At 56.5% G+C, this 19416-nt stretch carries 18 protein-coding genes; 8 read left to right on the top strand and 10 right to left on the bottom strand.

From position 1 onward, the window contains the following. Positions 1 to 72: 72 nt before the first annotated feature. From dgoD to IM303_RS09010, 6 genes are all read right to left on the bottom strand, one after another. Positions 73 to 1221 carry a galactonate dehydratase gene (gene dgoD / locus IM303_RS09035; protein WP_028014940.1) on the bottom strand — a complete coding sequence of 383 codons (1149 nt, stop codon included), beginning with the start codon at positions 1219 to 1221 and terminating at the stop codon, positions 73 to 75. After that, entirely contained in the window at positions 1218 to 1835 is a 618-nt protein-coding gene (locus IM303_RS09030; RefSeq protein WP_028014939.1) for a 2-dehydro-3-deoxy-6-phosphogalactonate aldolase, read from the bottom strand. The genes dgoD and IM303_RS09030 overlap by 4 nt, the downstream gene beginning before the upstream one ends. Beyond that, positions 1819 to 2697 carry a 2-dehydro-3-deoxygalactonokinase gene (locus tag IM303_RS09025; protein WP_192971856.1) on the bottom strand — a complete coding sequence of 293 codons (879 nt, stop codon included), beginning with the start codon at positions 2695 to 2697 and terminating at the stop codon, positions 1819 to 1821. The genes IM303_RS09030 and IM303_RS09025 overlap by 17 nt, the downstream gene beginning before the upstream one ends. Then, the gene (dgoR, locus tag IM303_RS09020; protein WP_003861109.1) at positions 2694 to 3383 is read right to left on the bottom strand and encodes a D-galactonate utilization transcriptional regulator DgoR; all 690 of its coding nucleotides are present in this window, start codon (positions 3381 to 3383) and stop codon (positions 2694 to 2696) included. The genes IM303_RS09025 and dgoR overlap by 4 nt, the downstream gene beginning before the upstream one ends. Before the next feature lie 228 nt (positions 3384 to 3611). Further along, a complete protein-coding gene (gene yidA / locus IM303_RS09015) occupies positions 3612 to 4421 on the bottom strand; it encodes a sugar-phosphatase (protein ID WP_049001544.1) in 810 nt (269 codons plus the stop codon). Positions 4422 to 4536: 115 nt separating this feature from the next. Continuing rightward, complete coding sequence (locus IM303_RS09010) at positions 4537 to 5562, bottom strand: NAD(P)-dependent alcohol dehydrogenase (RefSeq protein ID WP_049001546.1); 1026 nt, start codon at positions 5560 to 5562, stop codon at positions 4537 to 4539. Between the two features lie 109 nt (positions 5563 to 5671). On the opposite strand from IM303_RS09010, the gene IM303_RS09005 reads away from it, so the two are divergent. Further along, positions 5672 to 6607, top strand: a complete 936-nt coding sequence (locus tag IM303_RS09005) for a LysR family transcriptional regulator (RefSeq protein WP_045630889.1) — start codon at positions 5672 to 5674, stop codon at positions 6605 to 6607. A gap of 34 nt (positions 6608 to 6641) precedes the next feature. On the opposite strand, the gene gyrB is transcribed toward IM303_RS09005, so the two are convergent. Genes gyrB through dnaA form a run of 4 tightly spaced genes read right to left on the bottom strand, consistent with a single transcriptional unit; the run spans position 6642 to position 12654 of the window. Next, positions 6642 to 9053: a DNA topoisomerase (ATP-hydrolyzing) subunit B gene (gene gyrB, locus IM303_RS09000; RefSeq protein WP_028014934.1), complete on the bottom strand. Its 2412-nt coding sequence runs from the start codon at positions 9051 to 9053 to the stop codon at positions 6642 to 6644. A 28-nt stretch (positions 9054 to 9081) separates the two neighbouring features. Further along, on the bottom strand, positions 9082 to 10155 hold the full coding sequence (recF, locus tag IM303_RS08995; protein ID WP_045260850.1) for a DNA replication/repair protein RecF: 1074 nt from the start codon (positions 10153 to 10155) through the stop codon (positions 9082 to 9084). Further along, positions 10155 to 11255, bottom strand: a complete 1101-nt coding sequence (dnaN, locus tag IM303_RS08990; protein WP_008500170.1) for a DNA polymerase III subunit beta — start codon at positions 11253 to 11255, stop codon at positions 10155 to 10157. The genes recF and dnaN overlap by 1 nt, the downstream gene beginning before the upstream one ends. A gap of 4 nt (positions 11256 to 11259) precedes the next feature. Then, a complete protein-coding gene (gene dnaA / locus IM303_RS08985; RefSeq protein WP_032644944.1) occupies positions 11260 to 12654 on the bottom strand; it encodes a chromosomal replication initiator protein DnaA in 1395 nt (464 codons plus the stop codon). 599 nt (positions 12655 to 13253) lie between these two features. Between dnaA and rpmH the strand changes: the two genes are divergently transcribed. The 7 genes from rpmH (at position 13254) to yidZ (ending at position 19301) form a co-directional block, all read left to right on the top strand. Further along, positions 13254 to 13394: a 50S ribosomal protein L34 gene (rpmH, locus tag IM303_RS08980; RefSeq protein ID WP_000831330.1), complete on the top strand. Its 141-nt coding sequence runs from the start codon at positions 13254 to 13256 to the stop codon at positions 13392 to 13394. Between the two features lie 16 nt (positions 13395 to 13410). Continuing rightward, the gene (gene rnpA, locus IM303_RS08975) at positions 13411 to 13770 is read left to right on the top strand and encodes a ribonuclease P protein component (RefSeq protein WP_014072458.1); all 360 of its coding nucleotides are present in this window, start codon (positions 13411 to 13413) and stop codon (positions 13768 to 13770) included. After that, the gene (gene yidD, locus IM303_RS08970) at positions 13734 to 13991 is read left to right on the top strand and encodes a membrane protein insertion efficiency factor YidD (RefSeq protein ID WP_001307474.1); all 258 of its coding nucleotides are present in this window, start codon (positions 13734 to 13736) and stop codon (positions 13989 to 13991) included. The genes rnpA and yidD overlap by 37 nt, the downstream gene beginning before the upstream one ends. A 2-nt stretch (positions 13992 to 13993) precedes the next feature. Next, the gene (gene yidC / locus IM303_RS08965; RefSeq protein WP_028014931.1) at positions 13994 to 15637 is read left to right on the top strand and encodes a membrane protein insertase YidC; all 1644 of its coding nucleotides are present in this window, start codon (positions 13994 to 13996) and stop codon (positions 15635 to 15637) included. 72 nt (positions 15638 to 15709) lie between these two features. After that, a complete protein-coding gene (gene mnmE, locus IM303_RS08960) occupies positions 15710 to 17074 on the top strand; it encodes a tRNA uridine-5-carboxymethylaminomethyl(34) synthesis GTPase MnmE (protein ID WP_193359838.1) in 1365 nt (454 codons plus the stop codon). Positions 17075 to 17185: 111 nt separating this feature from the next. Beyond that, complete coding sequence (locus IM303_RS08955; protein ID WP_049001556.1) at positions 17186 to 18361, top strand: MFS transporter; 1176 nt, start codon at positions 17186 to 17188, stop codon at positions 18359 to 18361. Beyond that, positions 18330 to 19301, top strand: coding sequence for an HTH-type transcriptional regulator YidZ (yidZ, locus tag IM303_RS08950; protein WP_048961462.1), 972 nt, complete (start codon positions 18330 to 18332; stop codon positions 19299 to 19301). The genes IM303_RS08955 and yidZ overlap by 32 nt, the downstream gene beginning before the upstream one ends. Positions 19302 to 19416: the final 115 nt, after the last annotated feature.

Genomic DNA, 19416 nt, shown 5'->3' with positions numbered 1-19416 from the left:
TAATTTACAGAGGGTTATATTTTTGTATGTATGATTTTTGCCCGGAGGCTTACCGGGTCTACGGGATGGCGATTACCATTCCGCTACGCTGCCGTCCTCATGACGCCACAGCGGGTTTCGCCAGTCCGGCGCATTCTTACTCAGCTCAATGACTTTAGCTTCGTCAATTTCCACGCCAAGGCCCGGCTTCGTAAGCGGTTTAAAGAAACCGCCTTCCATGCAGAAGTCTTCTTTATTTTTCACAAAATCGAGCAGTTCCGCGCCCTTGTTATAGTGAATCCCCATGCTCTGTTCCTGGAACACCGCATTGCGGGAGACGAAGTCGACGTGCAGGCAGGCCGCCAGCGCGATTGGGCCGAGCGGGCAGTGCGGCGCCAGCGCCACATCGTAAGCTTCTGCCATCCCGGCAATTTTGTAGCATTCGGTGATGCCGCCCGCATGAGAAAGGTCCGGCTGCAGGATCGCTATGCCGCCCGCTTCAAGTACGCGTTTAAACTCGAAGCGCGAGAACATACGTTCACCCGCCGCGATAGGAATGTGGGTCTGTTCAGCCAGCTTCGGATAGTACTCCGCCTGCTCGGCCAGCACCGGCTCTTCGATAAACAGCGGGCGATACGGCTCCAGCTCTTTGATCAGCACTTTGGCCATCGGCGCGCTGACGCGGCCGTGGAAATCCAGGCCAAACTCAATCTCGTTGCCGAAGGCTTCACGAATTTGCGCCACGGTATTGACCGCCCGGTCTACCGCACGCGAATTGTCGATAACGCCCATCTCTTCGCAGCCGTTGAGCTTGAAGGTGTCAAAGCCGATATTGCGCAACTGCGTGATGCCGTCGATCACTTCCGCAGGGCGGTCGCCGCCCACCCAGCTGTAGGCTTTGATTTTGTCGCGCACCAAGCCGCCCATAAGCTGCCATACCGGCGCGTTAAGCACTTTACCTTTGATATCCCACAGCGCCTGGTCGATACCGGCGATGGCGCTCATCAGGATCGGACCACCGCGGTAGAAGCCCGCGCGGTACATCACCTGCCACAGGTCGTTAATGCGCGCCGGATCCTGACCAATCAGGTATTCGCCCAGCTCGTGTACTGCCGCTTCAACGGTGCGCGCGCGCCCTTCAATCACCGGTTCGCCCCAGCCTACAACCCCTTCATCGGTTTCGATTTTCAGGAACATCCAGCGCGGGGGTAAACGGTACGTGGTGAGTTTGGTTATTTTCATTTCACTGCCTCTCGATACGCTTTCACAAATGCTGCCGCCTGCTGTGCGGTACGTTCCACGGACTGTCCGGCACGATAAAGATCGCTACCCAACCCTGCGCCCACACAGCCAGCGCTCATCCACTGGCCCAGGTTTTCTGGCGTTACGCCGCCCACGGCAAAGACCGGCACGCTGGCGGGCAATACCGCTTTCAACGCCTTGATGTAGTCCGGTCCAAAAGCCGATGACGGGAAAATTTTGAGCGACTGCGCGCCCGCATCAAGGGCAGTAAAGGCTTCCGTGGCGGTGGCGCAGCCCGGGCAGACCGTCATGCCGTAACCCACCGCGCGGCGGATCACCTCAGGCTGAATATTCGGCGTGACGATAAGCCTGCAGCCCATCGTTGCCAGCCGATCGACCTGCTCAGGCTGTAACACGGTGCCTGCGCCAATCAGCGCCTTATCGCCGAAAACCTCCACCACGGCCGGAATGCTTTTTTCCCAGTCGGGCGAGTTGAGCGGGATTTCTACCGCGTCGAATCCGGCGTCGATAACCGCGCCGACGTGGTCTAACGCCTCATCGGGCGTGATGCCGCGCAAAATCGCGATAAGGGGAAGATCAGTTTGCCACTGCATGAGCGATGCTCCTTATTCCTGCCTGAAATGCCGTGTCGCCGGATACCGTCGAAACATCACGCCCAACGGCGCGAAATGCCTGTTCGTAGCGCGACGTTAGCGATGCGCCTGCGACAATCGTAATGGCCTGCTCGTGCGCGATGAACTCACGCATGCTGGCGACCTCTGCGCCAATCAGCAGGCCGGAGAGAAACTCGCTGACCTGCTCGCGCGGGAGAAGTCCCAGCACGTGCGAGGCGCGAACCTCAAAAAGCTGCGGCAACACATCAGGGGAGGCGATCCCACGTTCAAGCCCGGCGGCAAACGCCTCTGACGAGGATTCCTGCTCAGGTAAACCGGCCCCGACCAGCGAATGGTTGAGCAGCAAATGGTGCAGCTCGCCGGTCATTACGGTGCGAAATTCGTGGATTTGCTCAGCGTCAGCCTGGACCCACTTACAGTGCGTGCCGGGCATGACGTAGACAGAAGAAGGAGAGAGAGCGCGCGCGCCAAGCAGCTGCGTCTCTTCGCCGCGCATCACGTTGTGGTTATCGTCGCGAGAGACGCTCAAACCGGGAATAATCCAGATATTGTCGCCAACGGACGTTAACTGCTCGCCAATAGCAGAGAAATGGGCGGGAACCGGCAGATAAGGTGCAATTTTCCAGCCTACGTTACTGCCCACCATTCCCGCCATTACCACCGGCGTGGCGCTGTCGCGCCAGTTTTGTGTGACCTCTGCTAACACCGCCTCGGGGGATTTACCGTTCAGGCGCGTCACGCCTGCTTCTGATTGCCTGCTCTCCAGGCACTGCTCGCCCTGATAAAGCCAGGCGCGCAGATTGGTCGATCCCCAGTCAATTGCGATGTAGCGAGATGTCATGTGATTTCCTTCAGCCTTCGTGTCGAGCTGGCAATCATGGTAAGCGCCGCCTGCTCTGCCGCATCGCCGTCCTGATGCCGTATCGCATCGAACAGCGCTTTATGTTCCTGGAGAGTTTTTGGCATGTTGGCCTCATCACCCATCCAGGTACGTTCAAATACCGCTCGCTGTAGCGAGCTGATCGCCACGCTAAGCTGCTGTAAAACCGGGTTATGCACCGACTGCAGCACCGCTTCGTGGTAGCGAATGTCCGCCTCGTTGAACGCCTCCCGGTTCTGGTTATTGGCGATCATGTCGTTTAAAGCCGATTCAATCTGGGCCAAATCACCGGAGGTCGCGCGTTCCGCCGCCCAGCGCGCAATTGCCGGCTCCACCAGGTTTCGAACTTCACTCATCGCGCCGATAAGCCGCGGGTCGTAGTCGTTTTCCAGCACCCACTGCAGCACGTCGGTATCGAGGTAGTTCCACTGGTTGCGCGGAGCAACAAACGCGCCGCGATAGCGCTTCATTTCAATCAGCCGCTTCGCCATCAGCGAGCGGAACACTTCCCGGATGATGTTGCGCGAGGTTTCAAACTCCTCGCACAGTTCAGCCTCTGCGGGGAGCGGCGAACCGGGAACGTATTTACCGCCCACAATCTGGGTGCCCAACGTAATAACGATGCGATCGGTTTTATTGAGTGTCATGGAGAGTCCTTGTGCTCTGTATGTCCATCACTACTTTACCGCGACCGCTGAATTTCGCCTCACTTTTGCAGTACAAACGTGAGGCCATTCGTCTTTGCCGTGGTGACAATGTAGTACAATCAATTAATGTTGTACTACAATCAAGATCACAAAAAGAACAATTCGATAAATTCAGGGCAAAAAAAGCCCCGGTTGATAACCGGGGCTGATGATTGAAAATAAGCGTTACTACAGCACAAACTTTTCGATCGCGTAGGCAACGCCGTCTTCCAGGTTGGATTTGGTGACGAAATCAGCCACCTCTTTCACCGAAGGAATGGCGTTATCCATTGCCACGCCAACGCCCGCGAATTCAATCATCGCGATGTCGTTTTCCTGGTCGCCGAGCGCCATGATTTCTTCCTGCTTAATCCCTAACGCATCAGCAAGTGATTTCACGCCGGTGCCCTTATTGACGCGTTTATCGAGGATTTCGAGGAAGTACGGCGCACTTTTCAGCACGGTGTACTTCTCTTTTACCTCCGCCGGAATGCGCGCGATGGCTTTATCCAGGATCTCCGGCTCGTCGATCATCATCACCTTCAGGAACTGCGTCGCCGGATCCATTTTCTCGGCTTCACAGAATACCAGCGGAATGGTCGCAACGTAGGATTCATGCACCGTGTAGTAGCTGATATCGCGGTTGGCGGTGTAGAGCGTATTGCGATCGAGCGCGTGGAAGTGGGAGCCCACTTCACGGGACAGTTTTTCGAGGAACAGGTAGTCATCATAGCTCAGCGCAGTTTGCGCAACCGTGCTGCCGTCTGCGGCTTTCTGCACCAGCGCGCCGTTATAGGTGATGCAGTAATCGCCCGGCTGATTCATGTGCAGCTCTTTCAGGTAGCTGTGTACGCCCGCATATGGACGCCCCGTGGTCAGAACCACATTCACGCCCTTCGCTCGTGCGGCGGCGATCGCGTTTTTAACGGCAGGAGAGATAGTGTGGTCTGGCAGCAGCAGCGTGCCGTCCATATCGATTGCAATGAGTTTGATAGCCATGAGTTCCCCGGGATAAATGAGTGCTACCTCATGCTAACGCGATTAAGCACACAAAAATAGAGCTACATTGCGCAACAGAAACACCCCTTTTACGCTTATCCCGGGGAACGACGACTTACTCGCGGATGAGAACGATTTTACCGAATGCGCCGCGATCCAGATGTTCAAGGGCCTGTTCAAGCTCGTTAAAACGGTAGCGATGCTCAATCACCGGCTTCAGTCCCGTGACGTCAACAGCGCGGACGAAATCCTCCAGCGCCCGGCGGTGTCCCACGCCAATCCCCTGAATGACGGGGGATTTCAGCAGCAGCTCACCAGCAGGCAGTGAAATGTCAGTCCCGGCCAGCACGCCAATGACGGAGATACGCCCGTGAACGGCAACGGCACGCAGGGAATGCTTCAGGTTTTCCCCACCTACGGTTTCGATAATATGGTCGATGCCGCGATCCTGAGTCAGCGCCAATGCTTCTTCAGCCCAGTCACTTTTCAGGCGGTTGACGCCCTGACTGGCGCCCAGTTTTTTGGCGAGCGCCAGCTTTTCATCGCTCCCGGACGTGACAATAACCTCTGCGCCGTGCGCTTTTGCAATTTGCAGGGCGAAAATCGCCACGCCGCCCGTCCCCTGTACCAGCACCGATTGCCCGGCGCGGAGCTGACCCCGCTCCACCAGCGCGAACCAGGCGGTAAGCCCTGCGCAGGATAACGTGCTGGCCTCTGCGTCATTCAGAGTTTCCGGAGAGGCCACCAGCGCGTTTTCATTTACAACCACATATTCGGCCAGCATGCCCTGGAAATAGCCGCCGGACGTTTTGTAGGGCAAATCACGCGCGTCTGCCTGCGGCTTGCCGTCGATCCACTCCGGGAAGAAGGTTGAAATGACGCGAGCGCCGGGTTTGAAACGCGTGACACCTTCACCTACGCTGTCCACCACGCCCGCCATGTCAGACGCCGGAGTGAACGGGAAGGAAAGCGGAATCGGCATCGTGCCTTCGATGACCATTTTATCGCGATAGTTGAGCGCAACGGCATTTACCCGTACGCGAACCTCACCGGGGCCTGGCTGTGGAACCGATTCATGAATGAGTTTGAGATTCTCGCGCCCGAGGGCGTTCATTGACCAGCGCTGCATTGTCTCTGTCATTTTTTTCTCCTGCCATCAGATAAGCTTCAGTAATGACAGTCTACCGTTGACTCCTCGTCACCAGTGGCGATAAGTTTTCTCTTCATTGACGCCTGAATGGATACAAACCGTGACCGATACGCTGAAAGATATTCCTGTTTTTGTCGCTGCCGTGGAGGCAGGAAGCTTTGCGCAGGCCGCAGTTCGCCTGCACCTGTCGCGCTCTGCGGTGGGTAAAAGCATTGCTCGACTTGAGGAACGTCTGGGAGTGCGGCTGTTTCAGCGCACCACCCGCAGCCAGCGGCTCACCGATAACGGCGCCCTGTTCTACGAGCGCTGCCTGCGCGCGCTGGAGGAGATCAGGAGCGCGGAATCCCTGCTGGAAACGGGGAAACATCAGATCAACGGTCGGCTTCGTGTTGCCATGCCGGTGCTGTTTGGACGCCAGTGCGTCGCGCCGCTGCTGATTGAACTGGCGCAGGAACACCCTGGGCTTGAGCTTGAAATGTCGTTCAGCGACCGCGTGGTGGATCTGGTCGAGGAAGGCTTCGATATGGCGGTTCGTAACGGCACGCTGCAGGACAGCAGCGTGCTGGTGGCCAGAAAGCTCGGAGAACACCGCATGGTCCTGTGCGCCTCGCCCGACTATCTGCAAAAAAGAGGTCATCCAGACGCTGTGGATGATTTATCCCGGCACGCGGCCATTAACTATCTGCGCGCAGGCCGCGTGCTATCCTGGCAGCTTATGGACAGCGACGGAACGCCGCGCACGTTTACGCCGCGGTCATCACTCAATATGGATGATTTGCAGGCCATCTGCGACGCGGCGGTGACCGGGCACGGCATTGCCTGGCTCCCCTGCTGGATGGCCATCAAAGAAATTCATCAGGGAAAGCTTGTCCCGCTCTTTAAGCAGGCGCCGGATGTCCATTTTGACGTCCATGCCGTCTGGCAACAGACGCCGTACCTGCCCCTGAGGGTAAGAATGGCCATAGATGCGCTGGCGAGCCGTTTACCGGCGGCGATGTCGCTGGACATTCCTGCGCCCATAAAAAAGCCGCGCTAAAAGCGCGGCCAGTTTTCATGCGGGATAGCGACTGTTAAATATCGATATTCGCCGCTTTCAGCGCGTTCTCTTCAATGAACGCACGACGTGGTTCTACCGCATCGCCCATCAGGGTGGTGAACAGCTGATCCGCAGCAATCGCGTCTTTAACGGTGACGCGCAGCATGCGACGGCTTTCCGGATCCATGGTGGTTTCCCACAGCTGATCCGGGTTCATTTCGCCCAGACCTTTATAACGCTGGATAGACAGACCGCGACGGGATTCTTTCACCAGCCAGTCCAGCGCCTGCTCGAAGCTTGCTACCGGCTGACGACGCTCGCCACGTTCGATGAAGGCATCGTCTTCGATCAGGCCGCGCAGCTTCTCGCCGAGGGTGCAGATACGGCGGTATTCCGGGCCGGTCACGAATTCGTGCTCCAGCGGGTAGTCGGTGTCGACGCCGTGAGTACGCACGCGAACAATCGGCTCAAACTGCTGTGCCGCATTCTGTTGAACGTCGAACTTCCACTGGCTGCCGTGCTGCTCTTTCTCGTTCAGCTCGCTCACCAGGGTATTCACCCAGCGGGTCACGGCCTGCTCGTTGCTCAGATCGGCTTCGGTCAGGGTTGGCTGATAGACCAGCTCCTTCAGCAGCGCTTTTGGATAGCGGCGTTCCATACGGCCAATCATTTTCTGCGTGGCGTTGAACTCGGAGACCAGACGCTCCAGCGGCTCGCCTGCCAGTGCCGGCGCGCTGGAGTTCGCGTGCAGGGTCGCGCCATCAAGGGCGATCGCGATTTGGTATTGATCCATAGCGTCGTCATCTTTAATGTACTGTTCCTGCTTGCCTTTCTTCACCTTGTACAGCGGCGGCTGGGCAATGTAGACGTGGCCGCGCTCAACGATTTCAGGCATCTGACGATAGAAGAATGTCAACAGCAGCGTACGGATGTGCGAGCCGTCGACGTCCGCATCGGTCATGATGATGATGCTGTGATAGCGCAGCTTGTCCGGGTTGTACTCGTCGCGGCCAATGCCGCAGCCGAGCGCGGTGATGAGCGTCGCCACTTCCTGAGAAGAGAGCATCTTATCGAAGCGCGCTTTCTCAACGTTGAGGATTTTACCCTTCAGCGGCAGGATCGCCTGGTTCTTACGGTTACGGCCCTGCTTCGCAGAACCGCCCGCGGAGTCCCCTTCCACGAGGTACAGTTCGGACAGTGCCGGGTCGCGTTCCTGGCAGTCAGCCAGCTTGCCCGGCAGGCCTGCCAGGTCCAGCGCGCCTTTACGACGGGTCATTTCACGGGCTTTACGCGCCGCTTCACGGGCACGTGCCGCATCAATAATTTTGCCCACCACGATTTTCGCATCGTTCGGGTTTTCCAGCAGGTATTCGCTCAGCAGTTCGTTCATCTGCTGCTCAACCGCCGATTTCACCTCAGAAGAAACCAGCTTGTCTTTGGTCTGTGAGGAAAACTTCGGATCCGGCACCTTCACGGAGACCACGGCAATCAGGCCTTCACGGGCGTCGTCACCGGTGGCGCTGACTTTCGCTTTTTTGCTGTAGCCTTCTTTGTCCATGTAGGCGTTCAGGGTACGGGTCATCGCCGCACGGAAGCCCGCAAGGTGAGTACCGCCGTCGCGCTGTGGAATGTTGTTGGTAAAGCAGTAGATGTTTTCCTGGAAACCGTCGTTCCACTGCAGCGCCACTTCCACGCCGATACCGTCTTTTTCGGTGGAGAAATAGAAGATATTCGGGTGAATTGGCGTTTTGTTCTTGTTCAGATACTCAACAAACGCCTTGATACCGCCTTCGTAGTGGAAGTGGTCTTCTTTGTTGTCGCGTTTGTCGCGCAGGCGAATAGAGACGCCGGAGTTCAGGAACGACAGTTCACGCAGGCGCTTCGCCAGGATGTCGTACTCGAATTCAGTGACGTTGGTGAAGGTTTCAAGGCTCGGCCAGAAACGCACCATGGTACCGGTTTTATCGGTATCACCGGTAACGGCCAGCGGGGCTTCAGGCACGCCGTGCTGATAGATCTGACGGTGAATTTTGCCTTCGCGCTGAATAACCAGCTCCAGCTTTTGCGACAGGGCGTTTACTACGGAAACGCCTACGCCGTGCAGGCCGCCGGAAACTTTATAGGAGTTATCGTCGAACTTACCGCCTGCGTGCAGTACGGTCATGATCACTTCCGCAGCAGAGACGCCCTCTTCCGGGTGAATACCGGTCGGGATGCCACGGCCGTCATCGGTAACGGAGACGGAGTTGTCCGCATGGATGGTGACCACGATGTCTTTACAGTGACCCGCGAGCGCTTCGTCGATAGCGTTATCTACCACCTCGAATACCATGTGGTGCAGACCGGTGCCGTCATCCGTGTCGCCGATATACATACCCGGGCGCTTACGCACCGCATCCAGCCCTTTCAGGACTTTGATACTGGAGGAGTCATAAGAATTCGACATCAACGTTTCTCGCTCATTTCAACTTGGGTTAATCCGTTATTTTACCCTTTTCCACGGTAAACATCTTCGAATTTTCGTCCGACATGTCCATAACGTGTTCAGCGCTAATGGCGCTGACGAAAACCTGCGACTGCGTGGCTTTTAAGCGGCTGGCAAGCAGCCCGCGCCGCGCGTCGTCAAGTTCCGAGGCAAAATCATCTATCAGGTACAGGCAGCGTCGTCCGCTCTCACGGGTGAGGAACTCCCCCTGCGCCAGGCGTAGCGCGCACATCAGGAGCTTGAGCTGCCCGCGCGACAGCGTGTCTTCCACCGGCGCACCGTCGGCACGAATGCGGAAATCCGCCTTGTGCGGGCCGTGCGCGGTGTAGGTCAACATCCGATCGCGCTCGAAGCTTCTCTCTAACACCTCGGCATAATCCGTCTCTTTCTCCCAGCCACGCTGGAAGGAGAAGGTGAGAGAGAACTCGGGTAAAAACTGTTTGCAGGTGTCGGCCATATCTTCGGCGATACCCGCGCTGTATTCGGCACGCCAGCGGCTTATCTGTTCCGCAAGAGGGATGAGTTCCATGTCCCACGGACGCAGCTGGGCGTAGCGCGTGACCTGGCGTAACGCGGCGTTACGCTGTTTAAGCAAACGCTTCAGGTTGCTCCAGGCGTTAAAGAAACCGGCTTCATTGTGAAAGCATCCCCAGTCGAGGAACGCTCTTCTGTATTTGGGGCCGCCGTTGAGTAAAGTAAACCCCTCGGGCGTAATCAGCTGCATTGGCATCAGCAGCGCCAGCTCCGCCACCTTATGGCCGTCGGTGCCGTCGATGCGCACCTTGCTATCGCCCTGCTTGTCTTTGGTCAGGCCGATGGCGGTTTCCCGCTCTGCGCCCTGCAAACGCCCGTGCAGAACAAAGGATTCCTGCTCGTGGCGAATGACGCGACCAATCTGCAAACTGCGAAACGCCCGGCCATGGCCGAGCGTATAGATGGCTTCCAGCACGCTGGTTTTGCCGCTGCCGTTCGCGCCAACCAGGAAGTTAAAGCCGGGGGATAAAGCGAGATCCGCGCTTTCAATATTGCGAAAGTCGCGGATCAACAGACGGGTGAGCGACATTACAGTCTCATTGGCATGACAACATAAGCCGCGCTTTGGCTGGCCGCATCTTCAATCTGTACGCTCGAAACGGAGTCGGTCAGCAGAATGCGCACATTCTCGCATTTCAGTGCATTGAGCACATCCAGCACGTAGCTGACGTTGAAGCCGATTTCCATCTCAGCCCCGGCGTAGGTAACGTCCAGAATCTCTTCTGCCTCTTCCTGCTCCGGGTTGTTGGCGGTGATTTTGATCTGGTTTTCACTCACGTACAGACGTACGCCGCGGAATTTCTCGTTCGAGAGAATCGCCGCGCGGGCAAACGCCTGCTTGAGGCTATCGCAGCCCGCTTCCAACGTTTTGTCCGGGTTCTTCGGCAATACGCGGCGATAATCCGGGAAACGGCCATCAACCAGCTTCGAAGTGAAGACAAAATCGCCCACGTGGGCACGGATGTTATTGCTGCCAATCTGCACCCGCAGCGGCGTGTCACCGCCGTCGAGCATACGCATCAGTTCAATCACGCCTTTACGCGGCACGATCACCGAATGGTTCGGCAGCGAGTCGCCAATCGGCATGGAACAGACCGCCAGACGGTGGCCGTCGGTGGCGACGGTACGCAGCTCTTCACCTTCGGTTTCGAACAGCATGCCGTTTAAGTAGTAACGAACGTCCTGATGCGCCATGGAGAACTGCGTGGCTTCAATCAGACGCTTCATCGTCGCCTGCGGAAGAGTGAATTCAACTTCACTCTGCCAGTCGTCCAGGTTCGGGAAGTCCGCAGCGGGCAGCGTGGAGAGCGAGAAACGGCTGCGGCCAGAGCGCACCAGCATGCGGTCGCCCTCCAGCTGCACGGCGATTTCAGCGCCTTCCGGCAACCCGCGGCAAATATCAAAGAATTTACGTGCCGGAACCGTGGTCGCGCCCGCGTCGTGCGGCTGCGTCAACGTAACGCGCGCGATCATTTCCATTTCCAGATCTGTACCGGTCAGCGACAGCGTACCGTCCGCGACCTGAAGCAGCAGGTTTCCGAGAATAGGCAGCGTTGGGCGGCCGCCTAATGGGCCACTCACCTGTTGCAGCGGTTTTAATAAATGTTCACGTTCAACGGTAAATTTCATAGCGTCACGATGATAATGTTCTGATTAGATTGGAAAAATCTTCTTTTATGTCGTGGCTTTCTTCGCGTAACTGCTCAATCTTGCGACAGGCGTGCAGCACGGTCGTATGGTCACGGCCACCAAACGCATCGCCGATTTCCGGCAGACTGTGGTTGGTTAACTCCTTTGCCAGCGCCATCGCCATCTGACGCGGACGCGCCACCGAGCGGGAACGACGTTTAGACAGTAAATCTGCCACTTTGATCTTGTAGTACTCAGCCACCGTCTTTTGAATATTGTCGATGGTGACCAGTTTTTCCTGCAATGCCAACAAATCGCGCAGCGCTTCACGCACAAAATCGATGGTGATCGCACGACCTGTGAAGTTGGCATTGGCGATAACGCGGTTCAGCGCCCCTTCCAGCTCACGCACGTTGGAGCGCAGGCGCTTGGCGATAAAGAACGCCACTTCACCCGGCAGGCGGATGTCGTTCTCATCGGCTTTCTTCATCAGGATCGCGACGCGGGTTTCCAGCTCCGGTGGCTCGATCGCCACGGTCAGGCCCCAGCCGAAGCGGGATTTCAGACGATCTTCAACGCCGTTGATCTCTTTAGGATAACGATCCGAGGTCAAAATGATCTGCTGATTACCTTCCAGCAGGGCGTTGAAGGTGTGGAAAAACTCTTCCTGCGATCGTTCTTTATTGGCAAAGAACTGGATGTCATCGATCAGCAGCGCGTCAACGGAACGGTAGTAGCGTTTAAACTCTTCGATCGCATTGTTTTGCAGGGCTTTTACCATGTCCTGAACGAAGCGCTCGGAGTGCATATACACCACTTTCGCATTCGGCTTACGCGCCATAATGCCGTTACCCACCGCGTGCAGAAGGTGCGTTTTACCGAGACCCGTGCCGCCATACAGGAACAGCGGGTTGTAAGCACCGCCGGGGTTATCGGCAACCTGACGGGCTGCCGCGCGCGCCAGCTGGTTCGACTTACCTTCAACGAAGTTATCGAACGTGTGTTTCACGTTAACGTTAGAGCGGTAGGTTGGCTCTGCGGGGGCAGGGACGTTATCCCAGCCCTGACGAGCAGGTGCAACGCGAGGCGCCGGAGCCGGAACAGCCTGAGCGGGCGCAGCCACATTCACGGTTTCACGTACGGTTTGGGTGACCGGCTTTGTGCCCACTTCAAAACGCAGCTGTGGGACATCTGACCCGCAAAAATCGTTCAGCAGGCCATTGATGTTATTAAGGTACTTGTCTCTTACCCAATCGAGCACAAAACGGTTTGGCGCATACAAAGCCAGCGTGTTATCGCTCAGCTCCGCCTGCAACGGGCGGATCCACATACTGAATTCTGTGGCTGGTAACTCATCCTGCAATCGGGCAAGACACTGCTGCCAAAGCGAAAGTGACACGGCGGACTCCACTCGAACAATAAAAGAAAACTATTGAATATTCATGATTGTTGGCGCACATCGACATGACCCTGTGTAAAGGGGGACGTGCGAATTGCTATCTGCAATTTATCCTGACCAGGATCCTGGGATCCCGATCGGGACCGCGGATCATAGCGTAAACTGAGCCAGAGATCTTCTGTTTCTCACAGATTCTTCCCGATTTATCCACAGGAAGATCCGAAACCGGGTAAGTGTAAACGATCCTGGCGCGAGTGCCCCGCGATTTAGCCCGCATATTGGAAAATTTAATGAGCAGCGACAATTTATTGCTTAAATGATCTAACGAAGATCCGGGACGATCCTTGCGCTTTGTTGGCGAGGCCGTATAATCCTCGACCCGGCGCGTGATGCTCATCTTCCTGCGTCGTCCGTTGCTCATTTTCCACGCGAAATCGTGCGGAAATACGCGGGAAATAAGGAAAGAGAATTGACTCCGGAGTGTACAATTATTACAATCCGGCCTCTTTAATCACCCACGGCTTCGGCGTCCGTCATTCGAAACTCGGTCGGGCATCCGCAAAAGTCATGAATTTTTTCAAGTTTAGGTAGAAATCGCCATGAAACGCACTTTTCAACCGTCTGTACTGAAGCGCAACCGTTCTCACGGCTTCCGTGCTCGTATGGCTACTAAAAATGGTCGTCAGGTTCTGGCACGTCGTCGTGCTAAAGGCCGCGCTCGTCTGACCGTTTCCAAGTAATAAAGCTAACCCCTGAGTGGTTAAGCTAGCATTTCCCAGGGAGTTACGTTTGTTAACTCCCACTCATTTCACTTTCGTCTTCCAGCAGCCACAACGGGCTGGCACGCCGCAAATCACCATCCTCGGCCGCCAAAATTCGCTGGGGCATCCCCGCATCGGTCTCACAGTCGCTAAGAAAAACGTTAAGCGTGCGCATGAACGCAACCGGATTAAACGTCTGACGCGTGAAAGCTTCCGTTTACGTCAGCACGAACTGCCTTCTATGGATTTCGTGGTGGTGGCTAAAAAGGGGGTTGCCGACCTCGATAACCGTGCTCTCTCGGAAGCGTTGGAAAAATTATGGCGCCGCCACTGTCGCCTGGCTCACGGGTCCTGATAGCCCTCATTCGGGTCTATCAACGCCTGATTAGTCCGCTACTCGGGCCGCACTGCCGTTTCACACCAACATGCTCAAGCTACGGAATTGAGGCATTGCGCAGGTTTGGAGTGATAAAAGGCAGTTGGTTGACGGTGAAACGCGTATTAAAATGCCACCCTTTACACCCCGGTGGAGACGACCCCGTCCCCCCAGGACCTTTTGATACCAGAGAACACTAACGATGGATTCGCAACGCAATCTTCTTATCATCGCTTTGTTGTTCGTGTCTTTCATGATCTGGCAGGCATGGGAGCAGGATAAAAATCCTCAACCCCAGCAGCAGACCACGCAGACCACGACCACCGCAGCGGGTAGCGCCGCCGACCAGGGCGTACCGGCCAGTGGCCAGGGGAAACAGATTACGGTTAAGACCGATGTGCTTGAGCTGACTATCAACACCCGTGGTGGTGATGTTGAGCAGGCGCTGCTGTTGACCTACCCGAAAGAGCTGAAGTCTAACGAACCGTTCCAGTTACTGGAAACCACACCGGAGTTTCTGTATCAGGCGCAGAGCGGCCTGACCGGTCGTGATGGCCCGGACAACCCGGCTAACGGTGCGCGTCCACTGTATAACGTCGAGAACGACACCTTTGTACTGGCCGATGGCCAGAACGAACTCGTTATCCCGATGACCTACACCGACGCGGCAGGCAACACCTTCACCAAAACCTTCACCCTGAAACGCGGTGAGTATGCGGTGAACGTGGGCTACAGCGTACAGAACGCCGGTGCGAAACCGCTGGAACTGTCTACCTTCGGTCAGCTGAAGCAGTCCATCAATCTGCCGTCACACCGTGACACCGGAAGCAGCAACTTTGCGCTGCATACCTTCCGTGGCGCGGCGTACTCCACGCCTGATGCGAAGTACGAGAAATACAAATTCGACACCATTGCCGATAACGAAAACCTGAACGTCAGCTCCAAAGGCGGTTGGGTCGCAATGCTGCAGCAGTATTTCGCGACCGCGTGGATCCCGAATAACGACGGTACGAATAACTTCTACACCGCGAACCTGGGCAACGGTATTGCAGCCATCGGCTACAAATCACAGCCTGTTCTGGTTCAGCCGGGTCAAACCGGTAAGCTGGCAAGCACCCTGTGGGTCGGCCCGGAAATTCAGGACAAAATGGCTGCCGTCGCGCCGCACCTGGATCTGACCGTTGATTACGGCTGGTTGTGGTTCATCTCTCAGCCGCTGTTTAAGCTGCTGAAGTTCATCCACAGCTTCCTGGGTAACTGGGGCTTCTCCATCATCGTTATCACCTTTATCGTTCGTGGCATCATGTACCCGCTGACCAAAGCGCAGTACACCTCCATGGCGAAGATGCGCATGCTGCAGCCGAAGATTCAGGCGATGCGTGAGCGTCTGGGCGATGATAAACAGCGTCAGAGCCAGGAAATGATGGCCCTGTATAAGGCAGAGAAAGTGAACCCACTGGGTGGTTGCTTCCCGCTGCTGATTCAGATGCCAATCTTCCTTGCGCTGTACTACATGCTGATGGGTTCCGTTGAGCTGCGCCACGCACCGTTCGCTCTGTGGATCCATGACCTGTCCGCACAGGACCCGTACTACATCCTGCCGATCCTGATGGGCGTGACGATGTTCTTCATCCAGAAGATGTCTCCGACCACCGTGACCGACCCGATGCAGCAGAAGATCATGACCTTTATGCCGGTCATCTTCACCGTGTTCTTCCTGTGGTTCCCGTCAGGTCTGGTGCTGTACTATATCGTCAGCAACCTGGTGACCATCATCCAGCAGCAGCTGATTTACCGTGGTCTGGAAAAACGTGGCCTGCATAGCCGCGAAAAGAAAAAGTCCTGATTCGGTAAGATAACGCTAAAATAAGGGCGGTCGATTGACCGCCTTTTTTATTTGTATTGAACGAGAGCAACCATGAGCCATAACGACACTATCGTCGCCCAGGCAACCCCACCGGGACGCGGTGGTGTAGGCATTCTGCGCATCTCCGGCCTGAAGGCGCGCGAGGTGGCTGAAGCGGTGCTGGGTAAATTGCCAAAGCCGCGCTACGCTGATTACCTGCCGTTTAAAGATGCCGACGGCACGCCGCTGGACCAGGGCATTGCGCTGTGGTTCCCCGGCCCGAACTCCTTTACCGGCGAAGACGTGCTGGAACTTCAGGGCCACGGCGGTCCGGTGATCCTCGACCTGCTGTTAAAACGTATTCTGACCCTGCCTGGCCTGCGCATTGCGAAGCCGGGCGAATTTTCCGAGCGTGCGTTCCTGAACGACAAGCTCGACCTGGCGCAGGCGGAGGCGATTGCTGACCTGATCGATGCCAGTTCTGAACAGGCGGCCCGCTCCGCGCTGAACTCGTTGCAGGGCGCGTTTTCCGCACGTGTGAATCACCTTGTGGAAGCACTTACTCACCTGCGAATCTATGTCGAAGCGGCTATCGACTTCCCGGACGAGGAGATCGACTTCCTCTCTGACGGTAAAATCGAAGCCCAGCTGAACCAGGTGATGAGCGATCTGGATGCCGTCCGCGCCGAAGCGCGTCAGGGCAGCCTGCTGCGTGAAGGGATGAAGGTCGTCATTGCTGGTCGCCCTAACGCCGGGAAATCGAGCCTGCTGAACGCCCTGGCGGGCCGTGAAGCGGCGATCGTCACCGACATAGCCGGGACCACCCGCGACGTGCTGCGCGAGCATATCCACATCGACGGGATGCCGCTGCACATTATCGATACCGCGGGTCTGCGCGATGCCAGCGACGAGGTTGAGCGCATCGGTATCGAGCGCGCCTGGCAGGAAATCAAGCAGGCCGACCGCGTGCTGTTTATGGTAGATGGCACCACGACCGACGCCGTTGACCCGGCGGAGATCTGGCCGGACTTTATCGCCCGTCTGCCGGCCAAACTGCCGATCACCGTAGTGCGCAACAAGGCAGACGTGACCGGCGAAACGCTGGGCATCAGCGATGTGAATGGTCACTCACTTATTCGCCTTTCGGCACGTACAGGGGAAGGCGTGGAAGCCCTGCGTAACCATCTCAAGCAGAGCATGGGCTTTGATACCAGCATGGAAGGCGGCTTCCTGGCGCGTCGCCGTCACCTGCAGGCGCTGGAAGAGGCGGCACGCCATCTTGACCAGGGCAAAGCGCAGCTGATTGGTGCGTGGGCGGGTGAACTGCTGGCGGAAGAGCTGCGTCTGGCGCAGCAGAATCTAAGCGAGATCACCGGGGAGTTTACGTCGGACGATCTGCTGGGACGGATCTTTTCGAGCTTCTGTATCGGTAAATAGTTTCCGCTAATTGATGGTGATTTCCTCTCAGGAAATCACCATTGTCCAAATGGCAACTCGCTTTAACCCTTTTCACCCCCTATTCTGCTTGCCTGCATTTATGGGGGGTTTATGGCGCGTTTTCTGTTTTGTAGTTTCGCATTAGTTCTGCTTTATCCGTCGGGTATTGATATGTATCTGGTGGGATTACCGCACATCGCCCGCGATTTGGGTGCCAGCGAAGCGCAGCTGCATATCGCGTTTTCGGCCTACCTCGCAGGAATGGCGTCGTCGATGGTCTTTGCCGGGAAGATCGCGGATAAGGCTGGCCGTCAGCCCGTCGCAATAACCGGAGCCATCATCTTTGCCCTGGCCTCTCTTCTCTGCTCACAGGCACAGAACAGCACCTTGTTCCTGGCAGGACGGTTCATCCAGGGCATTGGTGCCGGCGGCTGTTACGTGGTGGCGTTTGCTATTTTGCGCGACACCTTAAGCGCCCAGCGCCGTGCTAAGGTGCTCTCCATGCTGAACGGGATAACCTGCATCATTCCGGTGCTGGCACCGGTTGTAGGCTATCTGATCATGCTGAAATTCCCGTGGCAGAGCCTGTTCTGGACCATGGCTGCCATGGGCGCCCTGGTCTTTGTGCTGTCGATCGCCGTACTGAAAGAGACCCACCCGGGCTCGCAGAATCCCAGCCATACCGCGACCATTCATCCGGCAGAGAAACTTCTCAATCGCTTTTTCCTCAGCCGTCTGGCCGTAACCACGTTAAGCGTGGCGGTGATCCTGACGTATGTAAACGTTTCCCCGGTTTTGCTGATGGAGACCATGGGTTTCGATCGCGGTGAGTATTCCACGGTAATGGCATTAACCGCTATGGTCAGTATGGCCGTCTCATTTTCTACCCCCTTCGCGCTGAATATCTTCCGCCAGCGCACGCTGATGCTGACCTCTCAAGTACTGTTTCTCGCCACAGGTGTGGTTCTGGCAACCACCAGCTCTCATGCGCTGATGCTGGTGGGCATTACGCTCATCTGTGCCGGGTTCTCGGTTGGCTTTGGCGTGGCGATGAGTCAGGCGCTCGGCCCGTTCTCGCTGCGGGCAGGCGTGGCAAGCTCGGTGCTGGGGATCGCGCAGGTCTGCGGCTCGTCTCTGTGGATATGGCTGGCGGCGGTCATCGGACTTAACGCGCTCAATATGCTGATCGGGATTCTGATTGGCTGTAGCATAGTCTGCATCACCTTACTTATGGTCATCCAGCCCGCGGCACAGTATGAAGAAGCCCATCAGCAGTCTCGATCTTAACCTGTTGCTTTGCCTGCAGCTTTTGCTGCAGGAGCGCAGCGTCACCAAAGCCGCGAAGCGGATGAACGTGACGCCGTCGGCAGTGAGTAAATCGCTGGCCAGGCTGCGCGACTGGTTTGACGACCCGCTGTTTGTCAAAACGCCGTTAGGGCTGCTGCCTACGCCGCTGACGGTCAGCCTGGAGCAGGATTTGGCCGACTGGATGCAGATCGGCAACCAGATCCTCGATAAATCTCACCATGATTCGCCTGGCGGGCTGACGTTTGTGCTGGCCGCCGAAACGCCGCTGATGCTCATCCGCTTTAACGCCCTGCTTGAGCTGGTGAACCAGCGTTATCCGCAGGCGACGGTGAAGATGCGTCACTGGGATTACGACTCGCTGGACGCCATTACGCGCGGGGAAGTGGACGTTGGCTTCACCGGTCGCGAAACCCACCCGCGCTCGCGTGAACTGCTGAAGCTGATGCCGTGGTTTATCGACTACGAAATCCTGTTTAGCGACCGTCCATACGTCTATTTGCGTGAGGACCACCCCGCTCTGCAGGAGGAGTGGAATCTGGAGACCTTCCTGCGCTATCCCCATATCAGTATCTTCTGGGAACGGAGCGACACCTGGGCGCTGGATGAGGTGCTAAAAGAGATGGGGCGGGAGAGAAACATTGCCATGTGTTTGCCGGGCTTTGAGCAGTCGATGTTTATGGCGGCGCAGCCCGGTCATAACTATATCGCCACGGCTCCCCACTACTGTCGCCACTACAATGAACTCCACCAGCGGAAGCTGATCGCGCTTCCTATTCCCATTGACGAAGCGCAGGCTGAAAAGCTGACCGTTCCCTTCACGCTGATCTGGCATAAACGGAACAGCCATAATCCGAAAATCCTCTGGCTGCGGGAGACCATCAAGGCGTTGTACGGTGGCAGCGATCCAATTTTTGCCTAAGAAAATGTAAAGTTCGGCCTTCAGGCTTCTCTTACTCCGATTTACTGATTAAAACAGGAGTCAAGTTAAGCGATAATCATGTAACCGTTTAACCGATTACGACCATTATCAAGGA

The sequence above is a fragment of the Enterobacter cloacae complex sp. P38RS genome, from assembly GCF_014930775.1.
Taxonomy (GTDB): domain Bacteria; phylum Pseudomonadota; class Gammaproteobacteria; order Enterobacterales; family Enterobacteriaceae; genus Enterobacter; species Enterobacter bugandensis.
This window is presented reverse-complemented; position numbering and strand designations above follow the sequence as displayed.